This is a genomic window from Cellulomonas pakistanensis (assembly GCF_016862755.1).
Lineage (GTDB): Bacteria > Actinomycetota > Actinomycetes > Actinomycetales > Cellulomonadaceae > Cellulomonas > Cellulomonas pakistanensis.
In genome coordinates this window covers 62,192-80,054 of record NZ_BONO01000022.1, presented here as the reverse complement: position 1 = coordinate 80,054, position 17,863 = coordinate 62,192, and the positions used below count along the sequence as shown (strand labels likewise).

The 17,863-nt window shown below is 77.5% G+C and carries 21 protein-coding genes; 8 read left to right on the top strand and 13 right to left on the bottom strand.

Features of this window, described 5'->3' with window-relative positions; genetic code table 11:
* Positions 1-240: 240 nt before the first annotated feature.
* Positions 241-726: an HNH endonuclease signature motif containing protein gene (locus Cpa01nite_RS14255; protein ID WP_239068792.1), complete on the top strand. Its 486-nt coding sequence runs from the start codon at positions 241-243 to the stop codon at positions 724-726.
* Between the two features lie 347 nt (positions 727-1,073).
* Here the strand turns inward: Cpa01nite_RS14255 and Cpa01nite_RS14250 are convergent, their stop codons facing one another.
* Complete coding sequence (locus Cpa01nite_RS14250) at positions 1,074-1,703, bottom strand: response regulator (RefSeq protein ID WP_203669422.1); 630 nt, start codon at positions 1,701-1,703, stop codon at positions 1,074-1,076.
* A 197-nt stretch (positions 1,704-1,900) separates the two neighbouring features.
* Here Cpa01nite_RS14250 and Cpa01nite_RS14245 point away from each other — a divergent pair, with 197 nt between their 5' ends.
* Together Cpa01nite_RS14245 and Cpa01nite_RS14240 are read left to right on the top strand one after the other, a co-directional pair.
* On the top strand, positions 1,901-2,848 hold the full coding sequence (locus Cpa01nite_RS14245; protein ID WP_203669411.1) for a phosphoglycerate dehydrogenase: 948 nt from the start codon (positions 1,901-1,903) through the stop codon (positions 2,846-2,848).
* Positions 2,849-2,931: 83 nt separating this feature from the next.
* Complete coding sequence (locus tag Cpa01nite_RS14240; RefSeq protein WP_203669410.1) at positions 2,932-3,690, top strand: hypothetical protein; 759 nt, start codon at positions 2,932-2,934, stop codon at positions 3,688-3,690.
* 12 nt (positions 3,691-3,702) lie between these two features.
* On the opposite strand, the gene mutM is transcribed toward Cpa01nite_RS14240, so the two are convergent.
* The 11 genes from mutM to Cpa01nite_RS14185 form a co-directional block, all read right to left on the bottom strand.
* Positions 3,703-4,626, bottom strand: a complete 924-nt coding sequence (gene mutM / locus Cpa01nite_RS14235) for a bifunctional DNA-formamidopyrimidine glycosylase/DNA-(apurinic or apyrimidinic site) lyase (protein WP_203669409.1) — start codon at positions 4,624-4,626, stop codon at positions 3,703-3,705.
* A 7-nt stretch (positions 4,627-4,633) separates the two neighbouring features.
* Complete coding sequence (gene rnc, locus Cpa01nite_RS14230; protein ID WP_203669408.1) at positions 4,634-5,434, bottom strand: ribonuclease III; 801 nt, start codon at positions 5,432-5,434, stop codon at positions 4,634-4,636.
* Between the two features lie 53 nt (positions 5,435-5,487).
* Complete coding sequence (gene rpmF / locus Cpa01nite_RS14225) at positions 5,488-5,682, bottom strand: 50S ribosomal protein L32 (protein ID WP_203669407.1); 195 nt, start codon at positions 5,680-5,682, stop codon at positions 5,488-5,490.
* A 2-nt stretch (positions 5,683-5,684) separates the two neighbouring features.
* Positions 5,685-6,263: a YceD family protein gene (locus Cpa01nite_RS14220; RefSeq protein ID WP_239068791.1), complete on the bottom strand. Its 579-nt coding sequence runs from the start codon at positions 6,261-6,263 to the stop codon at positions 5,685-5,687.
* 142 nt (positions 6,264-6,405) lie between these two features.
* The gene (locus Cpa01nite_RS14215) at positions 6,406-6,906 is read right to left on the bottom strand and encodes a hypothetical protein (protein ID WP_203669406.1); all 501 of its coding nucleotides are present in this window, start codon (positions 6,904-6,906) and stop codon (positions 6,406-6,408) included.
* Positions 6,903-7,406, bottom strand: coding sequence for a pantetheine-phosphate adenylyltransferase (coaD, locus tag Cpa01nite_RS14210; RefSeq protein WP_203669405.1), 504 nt, complete (start codon positions 7,404-7,406; stop codon positions 6,903-6,905). The genes Cpa01nite_RS14215 and coaD overlap by 4 nt, the downstream gene beginning before the upstream one ends.
* Before the next feature lie 18 nt (positions 7,407-7,424).
* The gene (gene rsmD / locus Cpa01nite_RS14205) at positions 7,425-8,045 is read right to left on the bottom strand and encodes a 16S rRNA (guanine(966)-N(2))-methyltransferase RsmD (RefSeq protein WP_203669404.1); all 621 of its coding nucleotides are present in this window, start codon (positions 8,043-8,045) and stop codon (positions 7,425-7,427) included.
* On the bottom strand, positions 8,042-9,748 hold the full coding sequence (locus tag Cpa01nite_RS14200; protein WP_203669403.1) for a DUF6297 family protein: 1,707 nt from the start codon (positions 9,746-9,748) through the stop codon (positions 8,042-8,044). The genes rsmD and Cpa01nite_RS14200 overlap by 4 nt, the downstream gene beginning before the upstream one ends.
* Positions 9,745-10,437, bottom strand: a complete 693-nt coding sequence (locus tag Cpa01nite_RS14195) for an ABC transporter ATP-binding protein (RefSeq protein WP_203669402.1) — start codon at positions 10,435-10,437, stop codon at positions 9,745-9,747. The genes Cpa01nite_RS14200 and Cpa01nite_RS14195 overlap by 4 nt, the downstream gene beginning before the upstream one ends.
* 78 nt (positions 10,438-10,515) lie before the next feature.
* Positions 10,516-12,768, bottom strand: a complete 2,253-nt coding sequence (locus Cpa01nite_RS14190) for an ATP-dependent DNA helicase RecG (protein ID WP_373307428.1) — start codon at positions 12,766-12,768, stop codon at positions 10,516-10,518.
* Positions 12,765-14,207 carry a DAK2 domain-containing protein gene (locus Cpa01nite_RS14185; protein WP_203669401.1) on the bottom strand — a complete coding sequence of 481 codons (1,443 nt, stop codon included), beginning with the start codon at positions 14,205-14,207 and terminating at the stop codon, positions 12,765-12,767. The genes Cpa01nite_RS14190 and Cpa01nite_RS14185 overlap by 4 nt, the downstream gene beginning before the upstream one ends.
* Before the next feature lie 316 nt (positions 14,208-14,523).
* Here Cpa01nite_RS14185 and rpmB point away from each other — a divergent pair, with 316 nt between their 5' ends.
* From rpmB to Cpa01nite_RS14165, 4 genes are all read left to right on the top strand, one after another.
* Positions 14,524-14,715, top strand: a complete 192-nt coding sequence (rpmB, locus tag Cpa01nite_RS14180) for a 50S ribosomal protein L28 (protein WP_135974635.1) — start codon at positions 14,524-14,526, stop codon at positions 14,713-14,715.
* A gap of 132 nt (positions 14,716-14,847) precedes the next feature.
* Positions 14,848-15,369 (top strand): GNAT family N-acetyltransferase, encoded by a 522-nt coding sequence (locus Cpa01nite_RS14175; RefSeq protein ID WP_203669400.1) that lies wholly within the window; start codon positions 14,848-14,850, stop codon positions 15,367-15,369.
* A 175-nt stretch (positions 15,370-15,544) separates the two neighbouring features.
* Positions 15,545-15,820: a type II toxin-antitoxin system Phd/YefM family antitoxin gene (locus Cpa01nite_RS14170; RefSeq protein ID WP_203669399.1), complete on the top strand. Its 276-nt coding sequence runs from the start codon at positions 15,545-15,547 to the stop codon at positions 15,818-15,820.
* A gap of 17 nt (positions 15,821-15,837) precedes the next feature.
* Positions 15,838-16,083 carry a type II toxin-antitoxin system RelE family toxin gene (locus Cpa01nite_RS14165; RefSeq protein WP_239068790.1) on the top strand — a complete coding sequence of 82 codons (246 nt, stop codon included), beginning with the start codon at positions 15,838-15,840 and terminating at the stop codon, positions 16,081-16,083.
* Positions 16,084-16,122: 39 nt separating this feature from the next.
* Here the strand turns inward: Cpa01nite_RS14165 and Cpa01nite_RS14160 are convergent, their stop codons facing one another.
* On the bottom strand, positions 16,123-17,133 hold the full coding sequence (locus Cpa01nite_RS14160) for a thiamine-phosphate kinase (protein WP_239068789.1): 1,011 nt from the start codon (positions 17,131-17,133) through the stop codon (positions 16,123-16,125).
* 98 nt (positions 17,134-17,231) lie between these two features.
* Between Cpa01nite_RS14160 and Cpa01nite_RS14155 the strand changes: the two genes are divergently transcribed.
* Positions 17,232-17,840, top strand: coding sequence for a DUF3515 family protein (locus tag Cpa01nite_RS14155; RefSeq protein WP_203669397.1), 609 nt, complete (start codon positions 17,232-17,234; stop codon positions 17,838-17,840).
* Positions 17,841-17,863 lie beyond the last annotated feature (23 nt).

The window sequence follows — 17,863 nt, the reverse complement described above, 5'->3', positions numbered from 1 at the left end:
ACCGCACCCGAGCCCGCCGCACCCGACCCCGCGGCACCGGGATTCGCCGTGCCACCGCCCGATGCTCTGACCGCCGTCGCGAGTGCACCCGTTGCATCCGAGCCCGGTGCACCTGCGCCCGCGTCCGAGTCCCCCGCCACGACGCCGGCCCACCTGCGTGCCGGGCACTGCGGCTGCGCCCGCCCGGGCGCCGAGGTCCGCGTCACCATCTCCGCCGCCAGCCTCCTCGGCCTGGACGACGTGCCTGCCGAACTCGACGGGTACGGCCCCATCGACGCCGTCGCCGCCCGCGCCCTCGCCGCCGGCGGCGTGTGGCGGCGGGTCGTCACCGACCCGCGCACCGACCGCGTCCTCGACGTCGGGCGCGAGCGCTACCGGCCCACCGCCGCGCTGGCCGAGCTCGTCCGCACCCGCGATCGCACCTGCGCGTTCCCCGGCTGCACGGTCCCCGCCCGACGCGCGGACCTCGACCACACCGTCGAGTACCACCCACGACCCGGCGCGCCGCCGGACGACCCCCCGGGCCGCACCGACGCGGACAACCTCGGCCCCCTGTGCCGCCGGCACCACCGCCTGAAGACCGACGGCGGGTTCCGGCTGCGCCAGATCCAGCCCGGGCTGTTCGAGTGGATCACCCCCGCCGGCCACCGCTACCTCGTGCGCCCGGGCACCGGCCGAAGCCACGACGCCACCACCGACCCGTACGACCAGCCGCCCCCGTTCTGACCGCTGAGCGTGAGGCCTCGGTGGGTGAGGAGACGGTGCCCGGTCGCCACGCGGGGAAGGCGTGCGTGTCGGGCGTGCGCCGCGTCCGACCGGGGTGAGCTGCGTCCGTCAGGCGTGACGCAGGCGGCCGTCAGAGGTCAGCCCGGCCCGTCGAGCGGGAGCCGCACCCCTCATCGCAGGAGCCGCGGTCGCCAGGCGTGCACCGCGGTCGCCAGGCGTGCACCGCGGTCGCCAGGCGTGCACCGCGGCCGCCAGACGTGCACCGCGGCCACCAGACGTGCACCGCGGTCGCCGGGCGCGGGCGGTGGACCGGTAACGACTGCCGCGAGGCGGCGCCGGCCCGCCCGTCAGGAGTGGCTGGACTCCGCGCGCCAGCCGGAGTGCCGGCGGGCGGCGACCCAGGCGGCGACCTGCGTGCGGCGCTGGAGGCCCATCTTGGCGAGCAGCGACGTGATGTGGTTCTTCACGGTCTTCTCCGCGACGCCCAGCCGCTCGGCGATCTCGCGGTTCGACAGGCCGTCGCCGATGAGGTCGAGCACCTTGAGCTCGCTCGGCGTGAGGTTCTCGGTGGGGTCCTCGTGGCCGGCGCGGCGCCGGGTGACGGTGCGCTCGTCCAGCAGCGTGCGGCCCGCGGCGACGGCGCGGACGACGTCGGTGATCTCCGCGCCGCGCACGCTCTTGAGCAGGTAGGCAGCGGCGCCGGCCTCCAGGGCGGCGGCCAGCGCGTCGTCGTCGTCGAAGGACGTGAGCACGATGGCGCGCGCCTCGGGCAGCGTGGTCCGGACCTCGTTCATGAGGTCGATGCCGGTGCCGTCGGGCAGCTGCAGGTCGACGAGCAGCACGTCCGGGTGCACGAGCCCCGCGCGGCGGACGCCGTCGGCGACGGACCCGGCCTCGGCGACCACCTTCATGCCGTCCGCGCGCTCGACGACCTCGGCGATGCCGCGCCGCACGACCTCGTGGTCGTCGACGATCATCACCGAGATCTCCCCGGAGCGGGCCGGCTGGACTGCGCTGTTCGTGGCGGACACCTCGCCATCGTAGCCAGCCGCGGCCACGGCGTCCGGGACCGCCGCACCGGGCGCGAGCAGGGCCCGCCGCGCAGGTGGCGCCGAGCCGGACCAGCCGGTGCCCCGCCTGGCGCCGCGGCCCGGCGTGCGCGACGCTCGCGTCCATGACGACGGTGCTGCTGCCCTCCTCGATCCCGCTGTCCCCCACGGTGCCGGACGGGGTGCGCACCGCCACCTACGACGTCGAGCAGCCGGTGCCCGAGCACCTGGTCGACGCGGACGCCCTCGTCGCGTGGGGCAACCCGACGGCGCAGCTCGCGGACGCCGCGCGCCGGATGGGGCGGCTGCGCTGGGTGCAGTCGCTCGCCGCGGGTCCGGACGCCGTGCTGGCCGCCGGGTTCGCGCCGCACGTGCAGATCACCTCCGGCCGGGGGCTGCACGACGGGCCCGTCGCCGAGCACACCCTGGCGCTCCTCCTCGCGGTCGCCCGCCGGCTGCCCGACCTGGTCCGCGCGCAGGACGAGCACCGGTGGGCCGCCGAGCTCGGCGGGATGCAGCCGCTGCCGCACGCGGGCGGCGAGTTCCGCTCCCTGTCGGGCGCACGCGTGCTGGTCTGGGGGTTCGGCTCCATCGCGGCACGGCTGGCGCCGCTGCTCACGGTGCTGGGCGCGCAGGTGGTCGGCGTGGCGTCCCGCGCGGGCCAGCGAGCCGGCTACCCGGTGATCACGCCGGACGACGTGCCGCAGGCGCTGCCCGGCACCGACGTGCTGATCGGCATCCTGCCCGCGACGCCGGCGACCCGGCGCGTGCTGGACGCCGCCGTGTTCGCCCGGCTGCCCCAGCACGCGTGGGTGGTCAACGTCGGCCGCGGCGCGACGCTCGACGAGGAGGCGCTGCTCGCCGCGATCCGGGGCGGGCGGATCGCGGGCGCGGCGCTCGACGTGTTCGAGACGGAGCCCCTCCCCGCGGCGTCGCCGCTGTGGGACGAGCCCCGGGTCCTCATCACGCCGCACGCCGCGGGCGGGCGGCCGGTCGGCGCGGACACGCTGCTGACGGACAACATCGGGGCGTTCGAGCGCGGCGAGCCGCTGCGCAACCTCGTGCGCCGCTGACCCGGGCAGGGCGCGGCGCCGCCCGGGACACTGCACCGTCCAGTTGGTACAGTGAATCGCTCCCCGAGAGAGGAGCAGTCCCGATGACCGCCCCCGCGCCCACCCTGCTCGACCGCGTCGACCGGCTGCCCGTGGGGCCCGGCGCCCCCGGCGAGCGGGACACCGACCCGCGCGGGACCGTGGCGGCCCTGGCCGTCGACGGCTGCCTGCTGGGCTTCTACGCCGAGGCGCACCCGGCCGACGACGGCTGGTGGAGCCGGGCGCTGACCGCCGTCGCGGCGTACGCCGGCGCGCCGGCGCCGCACCAGTGCGGGTCGAACCTCGACCTCGAGCTGGAGGCGACGCCGTTCCGGGACGCCTCGCCCTTGACGGACGCCGTGCTGCGGCTGGTCCGCGCCGGCGGCACGGACGCGCTGACGCTCGACCGGATCGCCGCGGAGAGCGGCCGCGACCCGGACTGGGTCCTCAGCATGCACGGCTCCGTGCAGGAGCTCGTCGACGCGCTGGTCGCGCGGGTCGCCGAGCAGGCGTTCGACGACCTGCTGCCCGCGCACGACGAGCCCGCGCTGCCGGAGCTGCTCGCCGCCTGCGCCAGCTCGGAGCGGGTGGTGGCGATGGTGCGGTTCCTCGCGCTCACCGGCGTCGAGCTGGATCCCGGCGCCGTCGACGAGGTCCGGGCGGCGTCGCCGGTCGCGCGCGGGGTCGCGGGCCTCTCCGACCGGGAGCTGGTGGCGGCGCTCGCGCTCGACGGCTGGGCGCTCGGGTCGACCGCGCGCCGGTACCCGTGGCCGGAGACGGTCACCGCGGGGGTCGCGGCGGAGCTGCGGGCGCTGGCGGCCTGAGCCGACGCCCCGTCAGGCCGCCGGCGCCGGTTGGCACACCGGGCAGAAGTGCGACGAGCGGTTCATGAACGGCTCGCGCACCACGGGGGTCCCGCAGCGCGGGCACGGCTCGCCCGCCTGCCCGTAGACGGCCAGCGACCGGTCGAAGTACCCGGACGCCCCGTTGACGTTGACGTACAGCGCGTCGAAGCTCGTCCCGCCCTGGGCGAGCGCGTCCGTCATCACCTCGGCGACGCCGTCGAGCACGCGCAGCGCGGTGGCCTGGTCGAGGTCGGCCGTCGGCGTCGCCGGGTGCACGCGCGCGCGCCACAGGCCCTCGTCGGCGTAGATGTTGCCGACGCCGGACACCACGTCCTGGTCGAGCACCGCGCGCTTCACCTGCGTGCGCCGCCGCCGGATCGCCCGCGCCACGGCGTCCCGGTCGGTCGCCGGGTCGAGCAGGTCCCGGCCGATGTGCGCCGCGGGCGCGGGCACCAGCGGCAGCGGCGACCCCGCACCGCCCGGGCGGGCGTCCGGCGTCGGCACCAGGTCGACGACCGACAGGTGCCCGAACGTGCGCTGGTCCACGAAGTCGAGCGCGCCGCCGCCGTCCAGGTGCAGCCGCACCCGCAGGTGGGTGTGCGCGCCGCCCTGCTCGACGTCCGCGGGCGTGCCGCGCACGAGCAGCTGCCCGCTCATGCCGAGGTGCGCCAGCAGGGCGTCGTCGGGCGTAGCGCCGACCGCCCCGGGGTGGTCCAGCGGCAGCCACAGGAACTTGCCCCGGCGCACCGCGGCGGTCAGGGTGCGGCCGGCCAGGCGCCCCGCGAGGTCGTCGGGGCCCGCCAGGTGCCGGCGGACGCTGTAGGGCCGGCGGACCTCGGCGGACCGCACGGTCCGGCCGACGACGTGCCGCTCCAGGCCGTCCCGGACGGTCTCGACCTCGGGCAGCTCGGGCACGGCGGGGTCAGTCCGCGGCGGGGGCGGCGGGGGCGGCGGCGGGGACGCCGTCGGCGGTCGTGGGCGCCACGGCGGCGGTGCCGTCCGCGTCGACGTCCGTGCCGTCCACCTGGACGGCCGCGGCGACGCCGGCCTGCAGCGTCGTGTACGCCAGCTCCGCCGCGCGCTGCTCGGCGAGCTTCTTGGCCGTGCCGGTGCCGGTGCCGCGCGACTCCCCGGCGACCACCGCGTCCGCGGTGAACACCCGCGCGTGGTCCGGGCCGGCGCTGCTCACCTGGTAGGTGGGCGCGCCCAGGCCGAGCGTCGCGGTGAGCTCCTGGAGGCTCGTCTTCCAGTCCAGGCCGGCGCCGAGGTCGGCCGCCTGGGCCAGCCGCGGGCCGACCAGGCGCATGACGATCTCGCGGGACGTCTCGAGCCCGTGCGACAGGTAGACGGCGCCGAACAGCGCCTCGAGGGTGTCGGACAGGATCGAGTCCTTGTCCCGCCCGCCGGTGGCGAGCTCGCCCTTGCCGAGCAGCACGTAGGACCCGAGGTCCAGCGTCCGCGCGACCTCGGCGAGCGCCCGCTGCGAGACCGTGGCGGCCCGCATCTTCGCGAGCTCGCCCTCGGACTGCGAGGGGTGCCGGCGGTACAGGTCCTCGGTGACGACCAGCCCGAGCACGGTGTCCCCGAGGAACTCCAGGCGCTCGTTGGTCGGGATGCCGCCCGCCTCGTGGGCGAACGACCGGTGCGTGAGTGCCAGCACCAGCAGCTCGGGGTCCAGGTGGACCCCGAGCTGCTGGGCGAGCTGTGCTGCGGTGGTGCTCATGCGATCACCCGCCGGCCCGGTGTGTCACCGGGCGGCGGGTCGGCGACGCGTCGTCAGACGGCGTGCTCGGTGCGCATGGCCTCGGCGTAGCGCCGACCGGCGTAGGCGCCGCACGTCGGGCACGCCTGGTGCGGGCGCATGTCCGACTTGCACTGCGGGCAGGTGCTGAGCGTCGTGGCAGTGGTCTTCCACTGCGACCGACGCGCACGGGTGTTGCTGCGCGACATCTTGCGCTTCGGAACAGCCACGGCTAGCTCTCTCTCTTCTCGTCAAGCGTGCTCTGCAGGCTGCCGAGGGCGGCCCACCGAGGGTCAAGGGTCTCATGGGAATGCTGCGGGTCGTCCGCGAGGTGCGCCCCGCAGATGGAGCACAGCCCGGGGCAGTCGTCCCGGCACAACGGCTGGAACGGTAGCGCAGTCACGACCGCGTCCCGAACCAGGGGCTCGACGTCGACCAGGTCGCCGTCCAGCTCCGGCAGGTCCTCCTCGTCGTCCCCGCTCTCCTTCGCGGCCTCCGCGCGACCGGGGTACACGAACAGCTCCTGCACGCGGACGTCGACGTTCTCGACGACCTCGTCCAGGCAGCGCACGCACTCCCCGACCGCCCGGGCCCGCACGGAGCCGGACACGAACACCCCCTCCATGACGGCCTCGAGCTGGAGGTCCAGCTCGACGTCGTCGCCGACGGGGACGCCGATCACGTCGGTGCCGAGGTCCTCGGGAGCCGGCACCGTGGCGTGGGCACGACGCATCGATCCCGGACGTCGGCCGAGCTCGTGGGTGTCGAGCACGAACGGCGAGCGGGGATCGAGGTGGTTGGCGCGCTCCACGGTCCCTGTTCCTGTCGTGAGGGGTCTCGGTCCCTGCACGTGACCGGCAGGACCAACGGACGATCTTACGGCACGGGTCGCCCTGCGCCCAATCGCCCGGCGGGCGGCCTGGGTCACACCGCGCGGACGCGGCGGGGGCCGGTCAGGCCTCGCCGTCCTCGAGCCGGTCGGCGAGCTTCGCCCGCCCGGCCTGCACCTGGCTCAGCACCTTGCCCAGGTCGATCTCGAAGTCCGCGAGCCGGCGGTCGCAGTAGTCGTCCGCGTCGCGGCGCAGCCCGCGGGCCGTCTCCTCGGCGTCCCGGACGATCTCCGCGGCGCGCTCGGTGGCCTGCGCGACGACGGACTCCTGCTCGACGAGCTCGGCGGCCCGGCGACGGGCGGCGGCCTCGATCCGCTCGGCGTCGGCGCGCGCGGCGGCCCGCTCGGCGTCCGCGGCGGCCAGCACCTCGTCCGCCCGGCCGATCTGCGCGGGCAGCGCCGCGCGGGCCTGGTCGACGAGGTCCAGCAGCTCCGCGCGGCTCACGAGCACGGACGCGGACATCGGGACGGCGCGCGCGGCCTGCACGGCCTGCTCCAGCGCGTCGAGGACGGCCGTGAGGCCCTCGTGGCGGGCCGCGGCGGGTCCGGTCGGCTCCGTGGTCATGCTCGGCTCCCGTCGGTCGTCGTGGGGGTGCTCAGGGCGGCGCGGACCGCGGCGGCGACCGCGGGGGTCACCAGGTCGTCGATCGGCCCGCCGTGCCGGGCCACGTCCTTCACGAGCGACGAGGCCACGTGGGACAGCGCCGGGTCCCCGACGACGAACGCCGTCTCGACGCCCGACAGGTGCCGGTTCATCAGCGCCATGGGCAGCTCCGCGTCGAAGTCGGCCCCGCCGCGCAGGCCCTTCACCACGAGGTCGGCGCCGAGGGCCCGCAGCTCGTCGGCCAGCAGCCCGTCCGAGGCGGCGACCCGCACGCCCGGGACGTCGGCGACCGCGTCCTCGATCAGCGCCACGCGGGCGTCGACGTCGAGCAGGGGCCGCTTCGCGGCGTTGTGCGCGACGAGCACGACCACCTCGTCCGCGAGCCGCCGAGCGCGGCGCACCACGTCCAGGTGGCCGAGCGTGACGGGGTCGAAGGAGCCGGGGCAGACCGCGAGAACCACGCGCCCGAATCTACGCCGTCAGGCGGGCGACTCCTCGTCGGCGGGCTCCTCGGGCGCGTCGGCGCGGTCGCCCGGCTCGTCGCCGACCGGGCTGCGGGCGCCGAGGTGCACGGCGGTGTCGCCGTACGTGCGGGTGTCGAAGCCGTGCATCTCCGCCGGCCAGTGCGGCGGGCCGCTGCGGGTCGACCGCTCGACCACGACGACCGACTCGACCGTCAGCGCCGGCACCAGCCCGGCCAGCACCTCGGCGAGCTGGGCGTCCGGGACGTCGTACGGCGGGTCCAGCAGCACCAGGTCCCACGGCGCCGCGGCCGGCCGGGCGGCGAACTTCTCGACCCGCTCCCGGACCACGTCGACCCGGTCGCGCAGGCCGAGCGCGGCGACGTTCTTCCTGCACACCTCCGCCGCGGCCCTGCCCCACTCCACGAGCACCACGTGCGACGCGCCGCGGCTGGCCGCCTCCAGCCCGAGCGCGCCCGAGCCGGCGTAGCCGTCCAGCACCCGCGCGCCCTCGACCGCGTCCAGGTGCTCCAGCCGTGAGAACAGCGCCTCGCGCACCCGCTCGCTCGTCGGCCGCGTGCCCTGCGGCGGCACCGCGAGCGTCCGCCCGCCGACCGAGCCCGCCACGATCCGCGTCACCGGGTCCCCCGCTTCTTCTCCGCCTCGGCCGCGTCCGTCGCCTCGGCCATCCGGTCCATCATCGTCTTCGTGCTGGTGCTCGCCCCGACGGCCAGCGCGATCGCCGACACCCCGGCCTGCACCGCGACGACCACCGGCAGCACCGTGCCCAGCGCCACCGAGAGCACCACCGGCACCATGCCCAGCACCGCGACGTCCGGTCCGCGGGCAAGCACCGCCGCGACGCCGCCGGGCAGCGCGCCCATCGGCGTCGCGACCAGCGGTCCCTCCCAGTTGGGCGACGGCCGGTACGCGGCGCGCAGAGAGGCGGCCGCCCACACCGGCGCCGACACCACGCCCAGCAGCAGCCACGGGCCGACGGCGCCCTCCCAGCGGCCGACCGCCGCGAACGAGGCCACCGACCACAGCAGCATCGCGACGCCCGGAACGATCAGCCGGGCCCGGCGGACCGCCTGCGCGGACAGCGGCAGCAGCCGGTCGACGACCGGCGCCATCTCCGCGCGGCGCGCGCCCTCCCCCGTCGCCAGCATGCCGACGTAGCCGCTGACCAGCACCGCCAGGACGACGCCGACCGCGCCGGCGAGCTGGGGCGTGATCACGACGACGACCGGCACCAGCGCCGACACCACCAGCTGCACGAGGTGCCGCGGCGAGCGGAGCAGGACGGTCAGGTCCGCGACGACGACCGCCGACACCGGCCCGCGGACCAGCCGCATCCGCCGCACCCGGCGGCGGCGCGGGCGCGCGGCCGAGTCGGACAGCGCCCGGCCGAGCTCGCGCGAGTCGAGGGAGACCAGCGCGCCGGCGGCCTGCGACGCCACCGACCCGCTCTCCCGGAGGTCGCGGCCGCGGATCCGGCCGAGCCGGGTGTCCAGCCAGAAGCCCGCGCCGGCGACCGCGGCGGCCAGGGCGACGAGCACCCACCACGCGACGTCCGGCAGCGCGGCGACGCGCCAGCCCGCGAGCGCCGCCACCAGCGCGAGGACGGGCGCAGCGGCGATGACCGCGTCGCCCGCGAGCGCCGTCGCCCGGCGCGGCACGCCGCGGCTCTGCAGGTGCCCGGCGAGCAGCACGAGCGCCGCGCACACCAGCGCGGCACCGGCACCCAGCCGGAGCACGTGGCCCAGGCCGTGGTCGGCGAGCAGCCCGCCGTCCAGCAGCGCGAGCACCACCCCGCCGACCAGGCCCGCCGCGACCGGCAGCCGGAGCGAGGCAGGGCGGAGCAGCCCCCGGCGGTCCACCGGGGTGCCGAGCCACCACGTCGCCTCCGCGCCGCCCGCGCCGACCGGGCCGAGCCGCGCGCTCAGGGACAGCACCACGCCCGCCACGACGACCGCGACCACCGCCACGACCGTCGGCAGGCTGATGCCCGAGCGCAGCGCCTGGTCCGGGACGTGCGGGAGGGTCGTCCGCAGGTGGCCCGCGAGCCCGAGCGCGACGCCCAGGCCGATCGCCGTCATCACGACCGCGTAGTAGACGTCGCCGAGCACCTCGCCGATGCCCGCGCCGGACCGGCGGCGGGCGACCCGTGCGGTGTACCGGCGGATCGAGCGGGCGCCGGGGACCGGGGTCCGGCCCGCGGCCGGGGCGACGGCGGGCCCGGGCGCGTCGTCCCAGCCCGCGGGGCCGGCGGCGCCCTCCGCACCCGAGACGTCCGCGGCGCCGGCGGCGAACTCGTCGGCCGGCACGAGCGCCCCGCTCACAGCACGCCCGGCCGCAGCGCCTCGACGGCGTCGGCCGTGCTGAGCAGCCGCGACTGGTCGTCGGCGACCAGCACCGCGCGGTCCGCGACGGCGCGCAGCAGCTCGGGGTCGTGCGTCGCGAGCAGCACCGAGCCGCCCGCGCGCTTCTCGTCGACCAGGCGCTGCGCGAGGTGGTCGCGCATCGCGACGTCCAGGCGCTGCTCCGGCTCGTCCAGCACGAGCAGCGACCGCGGCCGGACCAGCCCGGCGGCGAGCAGCAGGCGGCGGCGCTGGCCCGAGGACAGGGCGACCGGGAGCGCCGCGGCGTGCTCGGTCAGGCCGAACTCGTCCAGCAGCTCGTCCACCACCCCGTCCGCGCCGGCGACGCCGTGCCCGCGGGCCGTCAGGTAAAGGTGCTCCGCGACGGTCAGCGCCGGGAAGTACGCGTCGTCGTCCAGCACGCTCGACACCCGGGTGCGGAAGCCGACCTCGCGCTCGTCCACGGCGCGGCCCAGCACCTCGACCCGGCCGCCCACCGGCTCCAGCAGGCCGAGCACGGCCCGCAGGACGGTCGACTTGCCCGAGCCGTTCGCGCCGACCAGCGCGAGGGCTTTGCCGGGCGGGAGGGTGAACGAGACCGGGGCGCACACGGGCTCCCCGCCGTAGCCGACGAGCAGGTCGACGGCACGGATCACGGGCTGCTTCGACACACGGAGCAGCGTACGCACCGCGACGGGGCGGCCCGGCGGGACCGTCGTCCGGGTCCGGGCGCCGGGGCCCGACGCCGGTCAGGTGCGGTCGAGGTACTCCTCGCGCTCCCCCGCCAGCATCTGCTGGATGGCGGCGTCGAGCGCCGGGTGCTCCGCCAGGTCCGGGTCGGCCGCCACGAGCTCGCGGGCGGCGACCCGGGCGCGCTCGATGACGTCGCCGTCCTTCGTCACCCGCAGCATCCGCAGCGACGTCCCGCGCCCCGACTGCGCCGCGCCCAGCACGTCGCCCTCGCGCCGCAGCTCCAGGTCGACCGCCGCCAGCTCGAACCCGTCGCGGGTCTCCGCCAGCTTCCCGAGCCGGGTCGCCGCGTCGGTGCCCTCGGGGGCGTCGGCGACCAGCAGGCACACGCCGGGCCTCGCGCCGCGGCCGATGCGACCGCGGAGCTGGTGCAGCTGGGAGATGCCGAACCGGTCCGCGTCGAGCACCACCATCACCGTCGCGTCGGGCACGTCCACGCCGACCTCGATCACCGTCGTCGACACGAGCACCGGGACCGCGCCGGACGTGAAGTCCGCGAGCGCGCGGTCCTTCTCCTCCGGGGACATCCGGCCGTGCAGCTCGCCCACGGCGACCCCGCGGAGCGCGGGCGTGCCGCGCAGCTGCTCCGCGACCTCCAGCACGGCGTGCAGCGGCCTCGGCGGCGGTGCGGCGCCCGCGTCCCCGTCGGCGGGCAGGTCCGAGACCAGGTCCGCGCCGTCGACGTCGGCCTTCTTCGCGTCGCCGTCGATGCGCGCGCACACCACGTACGCGCGGCCGCCGCGGTCCACCTCCTCGCGGATCCGCTGCCACGTGCGCTCGAGCCAGGCCGGCTTGTCGGCCGGCACCACGTGCGTGACCACCTCGGCGCGGCCCCGCGGGACCTCGCGGAGCGTGGAGGTCTCCAGGTCGCCGAACACCGTCATCGCCACCGTCCGCGGGATCGGCGTCGCGGTCATCACCAGCAGGTGCGGGACCCCGCCCGCCTTGGCGCGCAGCACGTCCCGCTGCTCGACCCCGAACCGGTGCTGCTCGTCCACGACCACCAGGCCGAGGTCGGCGAACTGCACGTGCTCGGACAGCAGCGCGTGCGTGCCGACGACGATCCCCGCCGCCCCGCCCGCGATCTCGCCGAGCGCGCGGCGCCGGGCCGCCGAGCCCTGCGAGCCGGTCAGCAGCGTCACGCGCGTCGCGACGTCCGCGCCGCCGAGCATCCCCGCCTCGGCGAGGTCGCCGAGCAGGGTCTGCAGCGTGCGGGCGTGCTGCGCGGCGAGCACCTCCGTGGGCGCGAGCAGGGCCGCCTGGCCGCCGGCGTCGACCACCTGGAGCATCGCCCGCGCCGCCACCACCGTCTTGCCCGACCCGACCTCGCCCTGGAGCAGGCGCTGCATCGGGCTGCCCGCCGCGAGCTCCCGGGCGAGCAGCTCCCCGATCTCGCGCTGGCCCGCCGTCAGCTCGAACGGCAGCCGCGCGTCGAACGCGTCCAGCAGGCCGCCCGCGCGCGGCGGCCGCGCCACCGCCGCCTGCGCCGCGAACCGGGCCTTGCGGCGCGCGAGCTCGGCCTGCAGGACGAACGCCTCCTCGAACCGGAACCGGTCCACCGCCCGGGCCCGCTCCGTGTCGTCCAGGGGGTGGTGCACCCCCTGGAGCGCGTCCACGATCCCCGGCATCCCGCCGCGGACCTCGTCGGGCAGCGGGTCCGGGATGTCGGCGGGGGTGAGCAGGCGGCGCACCATCTCGACCGCGGAGACCACCGTCTCGTTCCGCAGGCCCGCGGTCAGGCCGTAGACCGGCCGGGGCCGTCGCGACTCGATCAGGCGCTGGGCCTCGTCCTCGAACGACATCGGGTCGTCGATCTCGAACTCCGGGTGCAGCAGCTGGAGCTGGCCGCGGTACTCCTTCACGACGCCGGAGAACAGGCCGACCGTGCCCGGCTTCAGCTGCTGCTCGAAGTGCCGCAGCGCGCCGGCGTGCTTGGCGAACCAGGTCAGCAGGAGGGTCTGCGGCCCGTTCCGCACCACCACCTCGAGGATCACGCCGCCTCGCGAGCGCATGGTGCGCGTCGTCGAGCGGTCGACCACGCCGTCCACCGTCACGTGCTCCCCGACGCTCAGGTGTCCGATGGTCGCCGGGTCGCCCCAGCGGCTCCACCGGCGGGGGTAGTAGCGCAGCAGGTCGCCGACGGTGTGCAGCCCCAGCTTCGCGAGCTTCTTGACGGCGCCCGGGACGTACGTGCCGAGGTCCTGGTCCAGGTACGGCGGCGGCTGCACGACGGCGTCGTGGGGGACGGTCACGGGAGCACCTCCGAGGGGCGGGCGGGGACGGTGGGGGTCGCCGGGACGGTGGGTGCCGGCGGGACGGCTGAGGTCGCGGCGGCGGGCGCGGGCAGGGCGGCGAGCGGGGTCGCGGCGGCGAGCGCGGCCGGGTCGGCGAGCGCCGCGAGCACCCCCGCGTCGTCGGCCGCGCCGCCGGGCACGGACCAGGCGGGGTCGAGGTCGGCCGCGCCGAGGCGGTCGCCGGGCAGGACCGTGACGGGGGCGGACGCGTCCGCCGCCGGGCCGCGGGCCTCGGCCACGGCCCGGCGGACCGCGTCGCGGGCCTCCCCCGGCTCCGCACCGCCCGGCAGCAGCACCGCCACCGCGCCCGCGTCCGCCGCCGCGGCGGCCACGCCGGCGTCCGCGGTGCAGGCGACCACCGGGCGCGCCGCGCCGTGCAGCGTGCGCACGGTGGCCGTCCAGCGCGCGCCGCTGCCGGCGAGCAGGTCGGCCGCCGCCCCGGTGGTGACCGCGTGCACGTGCGCCGTGACCAGGCCGTCCCCCGCCACGACGGCGACGGCGTCCCCGACGGCTGGGAGCGCGGTGGACAGCGCCCCGGCGAGCCGGCCGGCGTCGGCGCACCGGAGCAGCGCGACGACCTCGTACCCGGCGCCCGCGGACGGCGACGGGTGCCGCGGGCCGTCGCGGAGGTCGTGCGGGTGGTCGTGCGGCTCGTCGCGGTCGTGCGGGTGGTCGTGCGGGTGGTCGTGCGACTCGCCAAGGCCGTCCGGGTGGCCGTGCCCGGGGCCGCCCGCGCGGATGCCGGCATCTGCGCCGCCGTGCGCGTCGAGCCACCCGACGTCCACCGGGCCCGGCCGCCCGGCCAGCGCCGCGGCGAGGGCGTCGAGCAGCACCAGCAGCGCGCAGGCCCCCGCGTCCACCACCCGTGCCGACCGCAGCACCGGGTGGGCCGCGCTGATCCGGGCGAGGTCGGAGCGCCCCGCCGCGACGCCCGCGGCGAGCGCGTCGGCCTCGTCCGCTCCCCGCCCCGCTGCCTCGCGCGCCCCAGCGGCGACCACCGCGGCGACCGTGAGCACCGTCCCGTCCTCGGGCTCGGGCACCGCCGCGCGCGCCGCCTCCGCGGCCGCCCCGAGCGCGGCGGGGAGCGCCTGGTGCGCCGCGGCCGCGAGCCCGCCCAGGTAGCGGCTGAGGATGACGCCGGAGTTCCCGCGCGCCGACAGCAGGGCGCCCCGCGCGACCGCGCGCAGCACCGCCGCGCCGTCGGCGTCCCCGGGCGTCAGCGCCGCCACCTCGTCCGCGGCGCCGCGGACCGTCAGCAGCACGTTGGTGCCGGTGTCGCCGTCCGGGACCGGGAACACGTTGACGGCGTCGATCCGCTCCCGGGCGACGTCCAGGGCGGGCAGGGCGAGGCCCAGCCAGTCGCGCAGCACCGCGCCGTCCTCGAGTCGCCCAGCCACGTCCGCGCGCAGTCCTCTCGTCGTCCCCGGGCCCCGCGCCCGTCCCGCCCTACTCTGCCGCACGGCGCCCACGGTGCCGCGGTGGTCCACAGGTCGGGGCGGCCCCCGCAGGCCCGTCGTCGGGGTGTGACGGACGTCGTTTTGAGGGTGGCGGTGGTCGTGGGCTAGTCTTGTCCGGTTGCCTGGCCACTGCCGGGCACAGGTGCGCCCCTCGGACAGGTCCTCGGACCGCCGGAGCGGGCACCACCGACCAACCAGGACTTGCCGCCCGGGCTCCCTCCCGAGCGGCGTGCAATGACCGGATCAGGAGAAGACCGTGGCTGCCAACTGCGACGTCTGCGCCAAGGGCCCGAGCTTCGGGCACAGCATCTCGCACTCGCACGTGCGCACCAAGCGCCGCTGGAACCCGAACATCCAGCGCGTGCGCGTGGTGGTCGCGGGCACCCCCAAGCGGCTGAACGTCTGCACCTCCTGCCTCAAGGCGGGCAAGGTCCAGCGCGCCGTCTGAGCGAGCGACGTCGAAGGCCCGTGCGGTTCGTCCGCGCGGGCCTTCGTGCTGTCCGGGGGGCTGCCGCGATCGCTCGCGGCGGGTGACCGGAACGGCCTGTGGCGGCGGCGCGCCGTGTGGCACCCTGGGCCCATGAGCGAGCAGCGCCGCGAGCACACGGTCCGGCCCGCCGAGCCCCGGGACGCCGCCGGCATCGCCCGGGTGCACGTCCGCACCTGGCAGCAGGCGTACGCCGGCCTCGTGCCGGACAGCTACCTCTCGTCCCTCGACGTCGAGAAGCGGACCGAGGTGTGGCGCCGCGACCTGTCGTCCGGCAGCCGGATCCGCGCGTGGGTGGCCGTCCTCGAGACCGACGAGGTCGTCGGGTTCATCTCGCTCGGCCCCTCCCTGGACGAGGACGCCGAGCGGTCCGCCCTGCAGGTCTACGCGATCTACCTCGACCACGGGATGTGGGGTTCCGGCGCCGCCCGGGAGCTCCTGCGCACCGCGATGCAGGACGTCCCGCCGCGCGTGCCGGTGACGCTGTGGGTGTTCGCGGACAACGAGCGCGCCCGGCACTTCTACCGCCGGCACGGCTTCCAGCCCGACGGCACCGAGCGGACCGAGGACGTCGGCGGCGCCGAGCTCCTCGAGGTCCGGTACCGCCGCCGCTGACGGCTCGCCCGCACCACGAGCGCGCACCGAGTCCTCCACATCGGCGGGTGCCGCGCGCCGTCCCCAGGCGGCGCGGCCCGGGAACCTGACACGCCGCCCGCCGCCCGTAGCGTGCGGCCATGCCCTCTCACACGACCCTGGAGCAGAACGCGACCGCAGACTAGAATCCTGGTCCATGGAGCAGACCTCCCTGTCGGACGCGAAGGCCCACCTCAGCGCGTACGCCGCGGACGTCGTCCGGACGCACAACCGGATCTCGATCACCCGGAACGGGCGTCGGGAGCTCGTGCTCATGAGCGCGGAGGACCTCGACGCCCTCGAGGAGACCCTGGACGTGCTCCGCGACGAGCAGCTGGTGCGAGAGCTGCGCGACGCGCACCGGGAGATGGCCGACGGCTCGGTGTCGTTCGACCGCCCCGTGTGGACCGGTCCCGACGCCGACGCTCCGTGAGCTACCGGGTGGGGTGGGTGCCCACCAGCAGGCGAGCGCTCGACCGGCTCCCCGAGCACGCCGCGACGGCCGCGCTCGAGCTCGTCTACGGGCCGCTGCGGGAGAACCCGTACCGGGTCGGCAAGCGGCTGCGCCCGCCGCTGGACGACGTGCTCTCCGCCCGGCGTGGTGCGTACCGGATCCTGTACACCGTCGACGAGGACGCCGGCGTCGTCGTGGTGCTGAACGTGGAGCACCGCCGCGACGCCTACCGCCCGCACTGACGGGCGGGCTCCGCGCCCGTCGCCCGCCCCGGCGGACGCCTACCGCCCGAAGTGCTCCCACCCGGTGGTCGTCGTCGGCCGCGCGCCGTCCACCAGCACGCTGCCCGCGCCCGCGCCGGCGTCCGCCTCGCGCACCGCGCCGATCCGCCGGAACCCGGCCGGCAGCGCCGCCCCCGCGGGGAAGGTCGCGAGGAGGCCGTGGTCCTCGCCGCCGCCGAGCGCCCACGCCACGCCGTCGCCGCCGACGGCGTCCGCGGCGGCGGCCAGCGCCGCGAGGTCGTCCGCGAGCACCTGCGCCGGCGCCCCGAGGTCGAGCACGACGCCGCTGGCGGTCGCGAGCCGCTCGCCGTCCCGCAGCAGGCCGTCCGACACGTCCATCATCGCCGTAGCCCCGGCCGCCGCGGCGGCGGGCCCCGAGGCGAGCGGGGGCTGCGGCCGCCGGTGCACGGCCACGACGGCCGGGTCGGCGTCCGCGCGCCCGGCGTCGAGCATCGCCAGGCCCGCCGCCGACCGGCCCACGGTCCCCGCGAGCGCGACGACGTCCCCCGGGCGCGCGCCGGACCGCAGCACCGGGTCGACCCCGCCGAGGTCGCCGTGCACGGTGACCGCCACGACCACGGCGTCGCCGCCGGACAGGTCGCCCCCGACCACGCCCGCGCCGACGGTCCGGCACGCCCCGCCGAGGCCGCGCGCGAGGCCCTCGACCCACGCCACCGGCAGGTCGCCTGGGACGACGAGCGAGACCACGATCGCGGTCGGCCGCGCGCCCATCGCGGCGACGTCCGCCAGGTTCTGCATCGCGGCGCGCCACCCGACGTCCTCGCCGGTGGACCAGTCGCGCCGGAAGTGCCGCCCCTCGACGAGCACGTCGGTCGACACCACGTACCGCCCGTCCGGCGCCGCCAGGACCGCGGCGTCGTCCCCGGGCCCGAGGAGGGTGCGGTCGCCGGCGGGCAGGTGCGGGAAGATCCGGGCGAGCAGCCCGTCCTCCGTCAGGTCGGCCACGACGGGTCCGGCGGCGTCGGGCAGGTCGGGGGCGCGGTCGGTCACGCGCGCCACGGTAGCGGCCGCGGCCGGCCCCGACCGCCCCGGCCGTCGGCGCGACCACGCGGTTCGGGCCACCGGGGACGTCGGGTTACCGTGGCCCGGTGAGCCTCCCCCGCCGACGCCCGTCCCGCACCGCCCTGACGTCGGCCGGCCTGGCGCTCGCCGCCGCCCCGCTGCTCGGGGGCTGCGCGTCGACCGTCGGCGTCGCCGTGGCGCCGGACGCCGCGAACCCCGCCTGTGCGCGCGTGGTCCTCGCCCTGCCCGAGTCGCTCGGCGACGGCCTGGACGAGCGCCGCACGACCAGCCAGGCCACCTGGGCCTGGGGCGAGGGCGCCGATCCCGTGACGCTGCGCTGCGGCGTCGAGGTCCCCGGCCCGACCACCGAGCAGTGCGTGACGATGGAGACGGCCGCCGGCACCAGCATCGACTGGCTCGTCCGCGCCGACGCCGAGCCGGCCGACGCCGAGGACGCCGACCCGGGCGCCCTGGCCGCGGCGACCGCCGACCCCTCCGCCCCGGCGACGGCGACGGAGCCCGCCGACCCCCTCGCGGAGCCGGGCTCCTCCGACTGGACCTTCGTCACCTACGGCCGCGACCCCGCGGTCGAGGTGCACGTCCCCGCCGCGGTGGTCGCGGAGCGGTCGACGTCGTTCCTCGACGCGCTCAGCCCGGCGATCGCCCAGGTCGAGGCGACCCGCTCCTGCCTCTGAGCCCGCCGGGGGACGCACGGCCC

What these genes read in the sequence shown, in the direction of transcription:
- Cpa01nite_RS14250 (WP_203669422.1), bottom strand. Translation starts at nt 1,703, where the DNA reads ATGATCGTCGACGACCACGAGGTCGTGCGGCGCGGCATCGCCGAGGTC.
- Cpa01nite_RS14245 (WP_203669411.1), top strand. Translation starts at nt 1,901, where the DNA reads ATGACGACGGTGCTGCTGCCCTCCTCGATCCCGCTGTCCCCCACGGTG.
- Cpa01nite_RS14240 (WP_203669410.1), top strand. Translation starts at nt 2,932, where the DNA reads ATGACCGCCCCCGCGCCCACCCTGCTCGACCGCGTCGACCGGCTGCCC.
- rnc (WP_203669408.1), bottom strand. Translation starts at nt 5,434, where the DNA reads ATGAGCACCACCGCAGCACAGCTCGCCCAGCAGCTCGGGGTCCACCTG.
- Cpa01nite_RS14215 (WP_203669406.1), bottom strand. Translation starts at nt 6,906, where the DNA reads ATGACCACGGAGCCGACCGGACCCGCCGCGGCCCGCCACGAGGGCCTC.
- Cpa01nite_RS14175 (WP_203669400.1), top strand. Translation starts at nt 14,848, where the DNA reads ATGAGCGAGCAGCGCCGCGAGCACACGGTCCGGCCCGCCGAGCCCCGG.
- Cpa01nite_RS14170 (WP_203669399.1), top strand. Translation starts at nt 15,545, where the DNA reads ATGGAGCAGACCTCCCTGTCGGACGCGAAGGCCCACCTCAGCGCGTAC.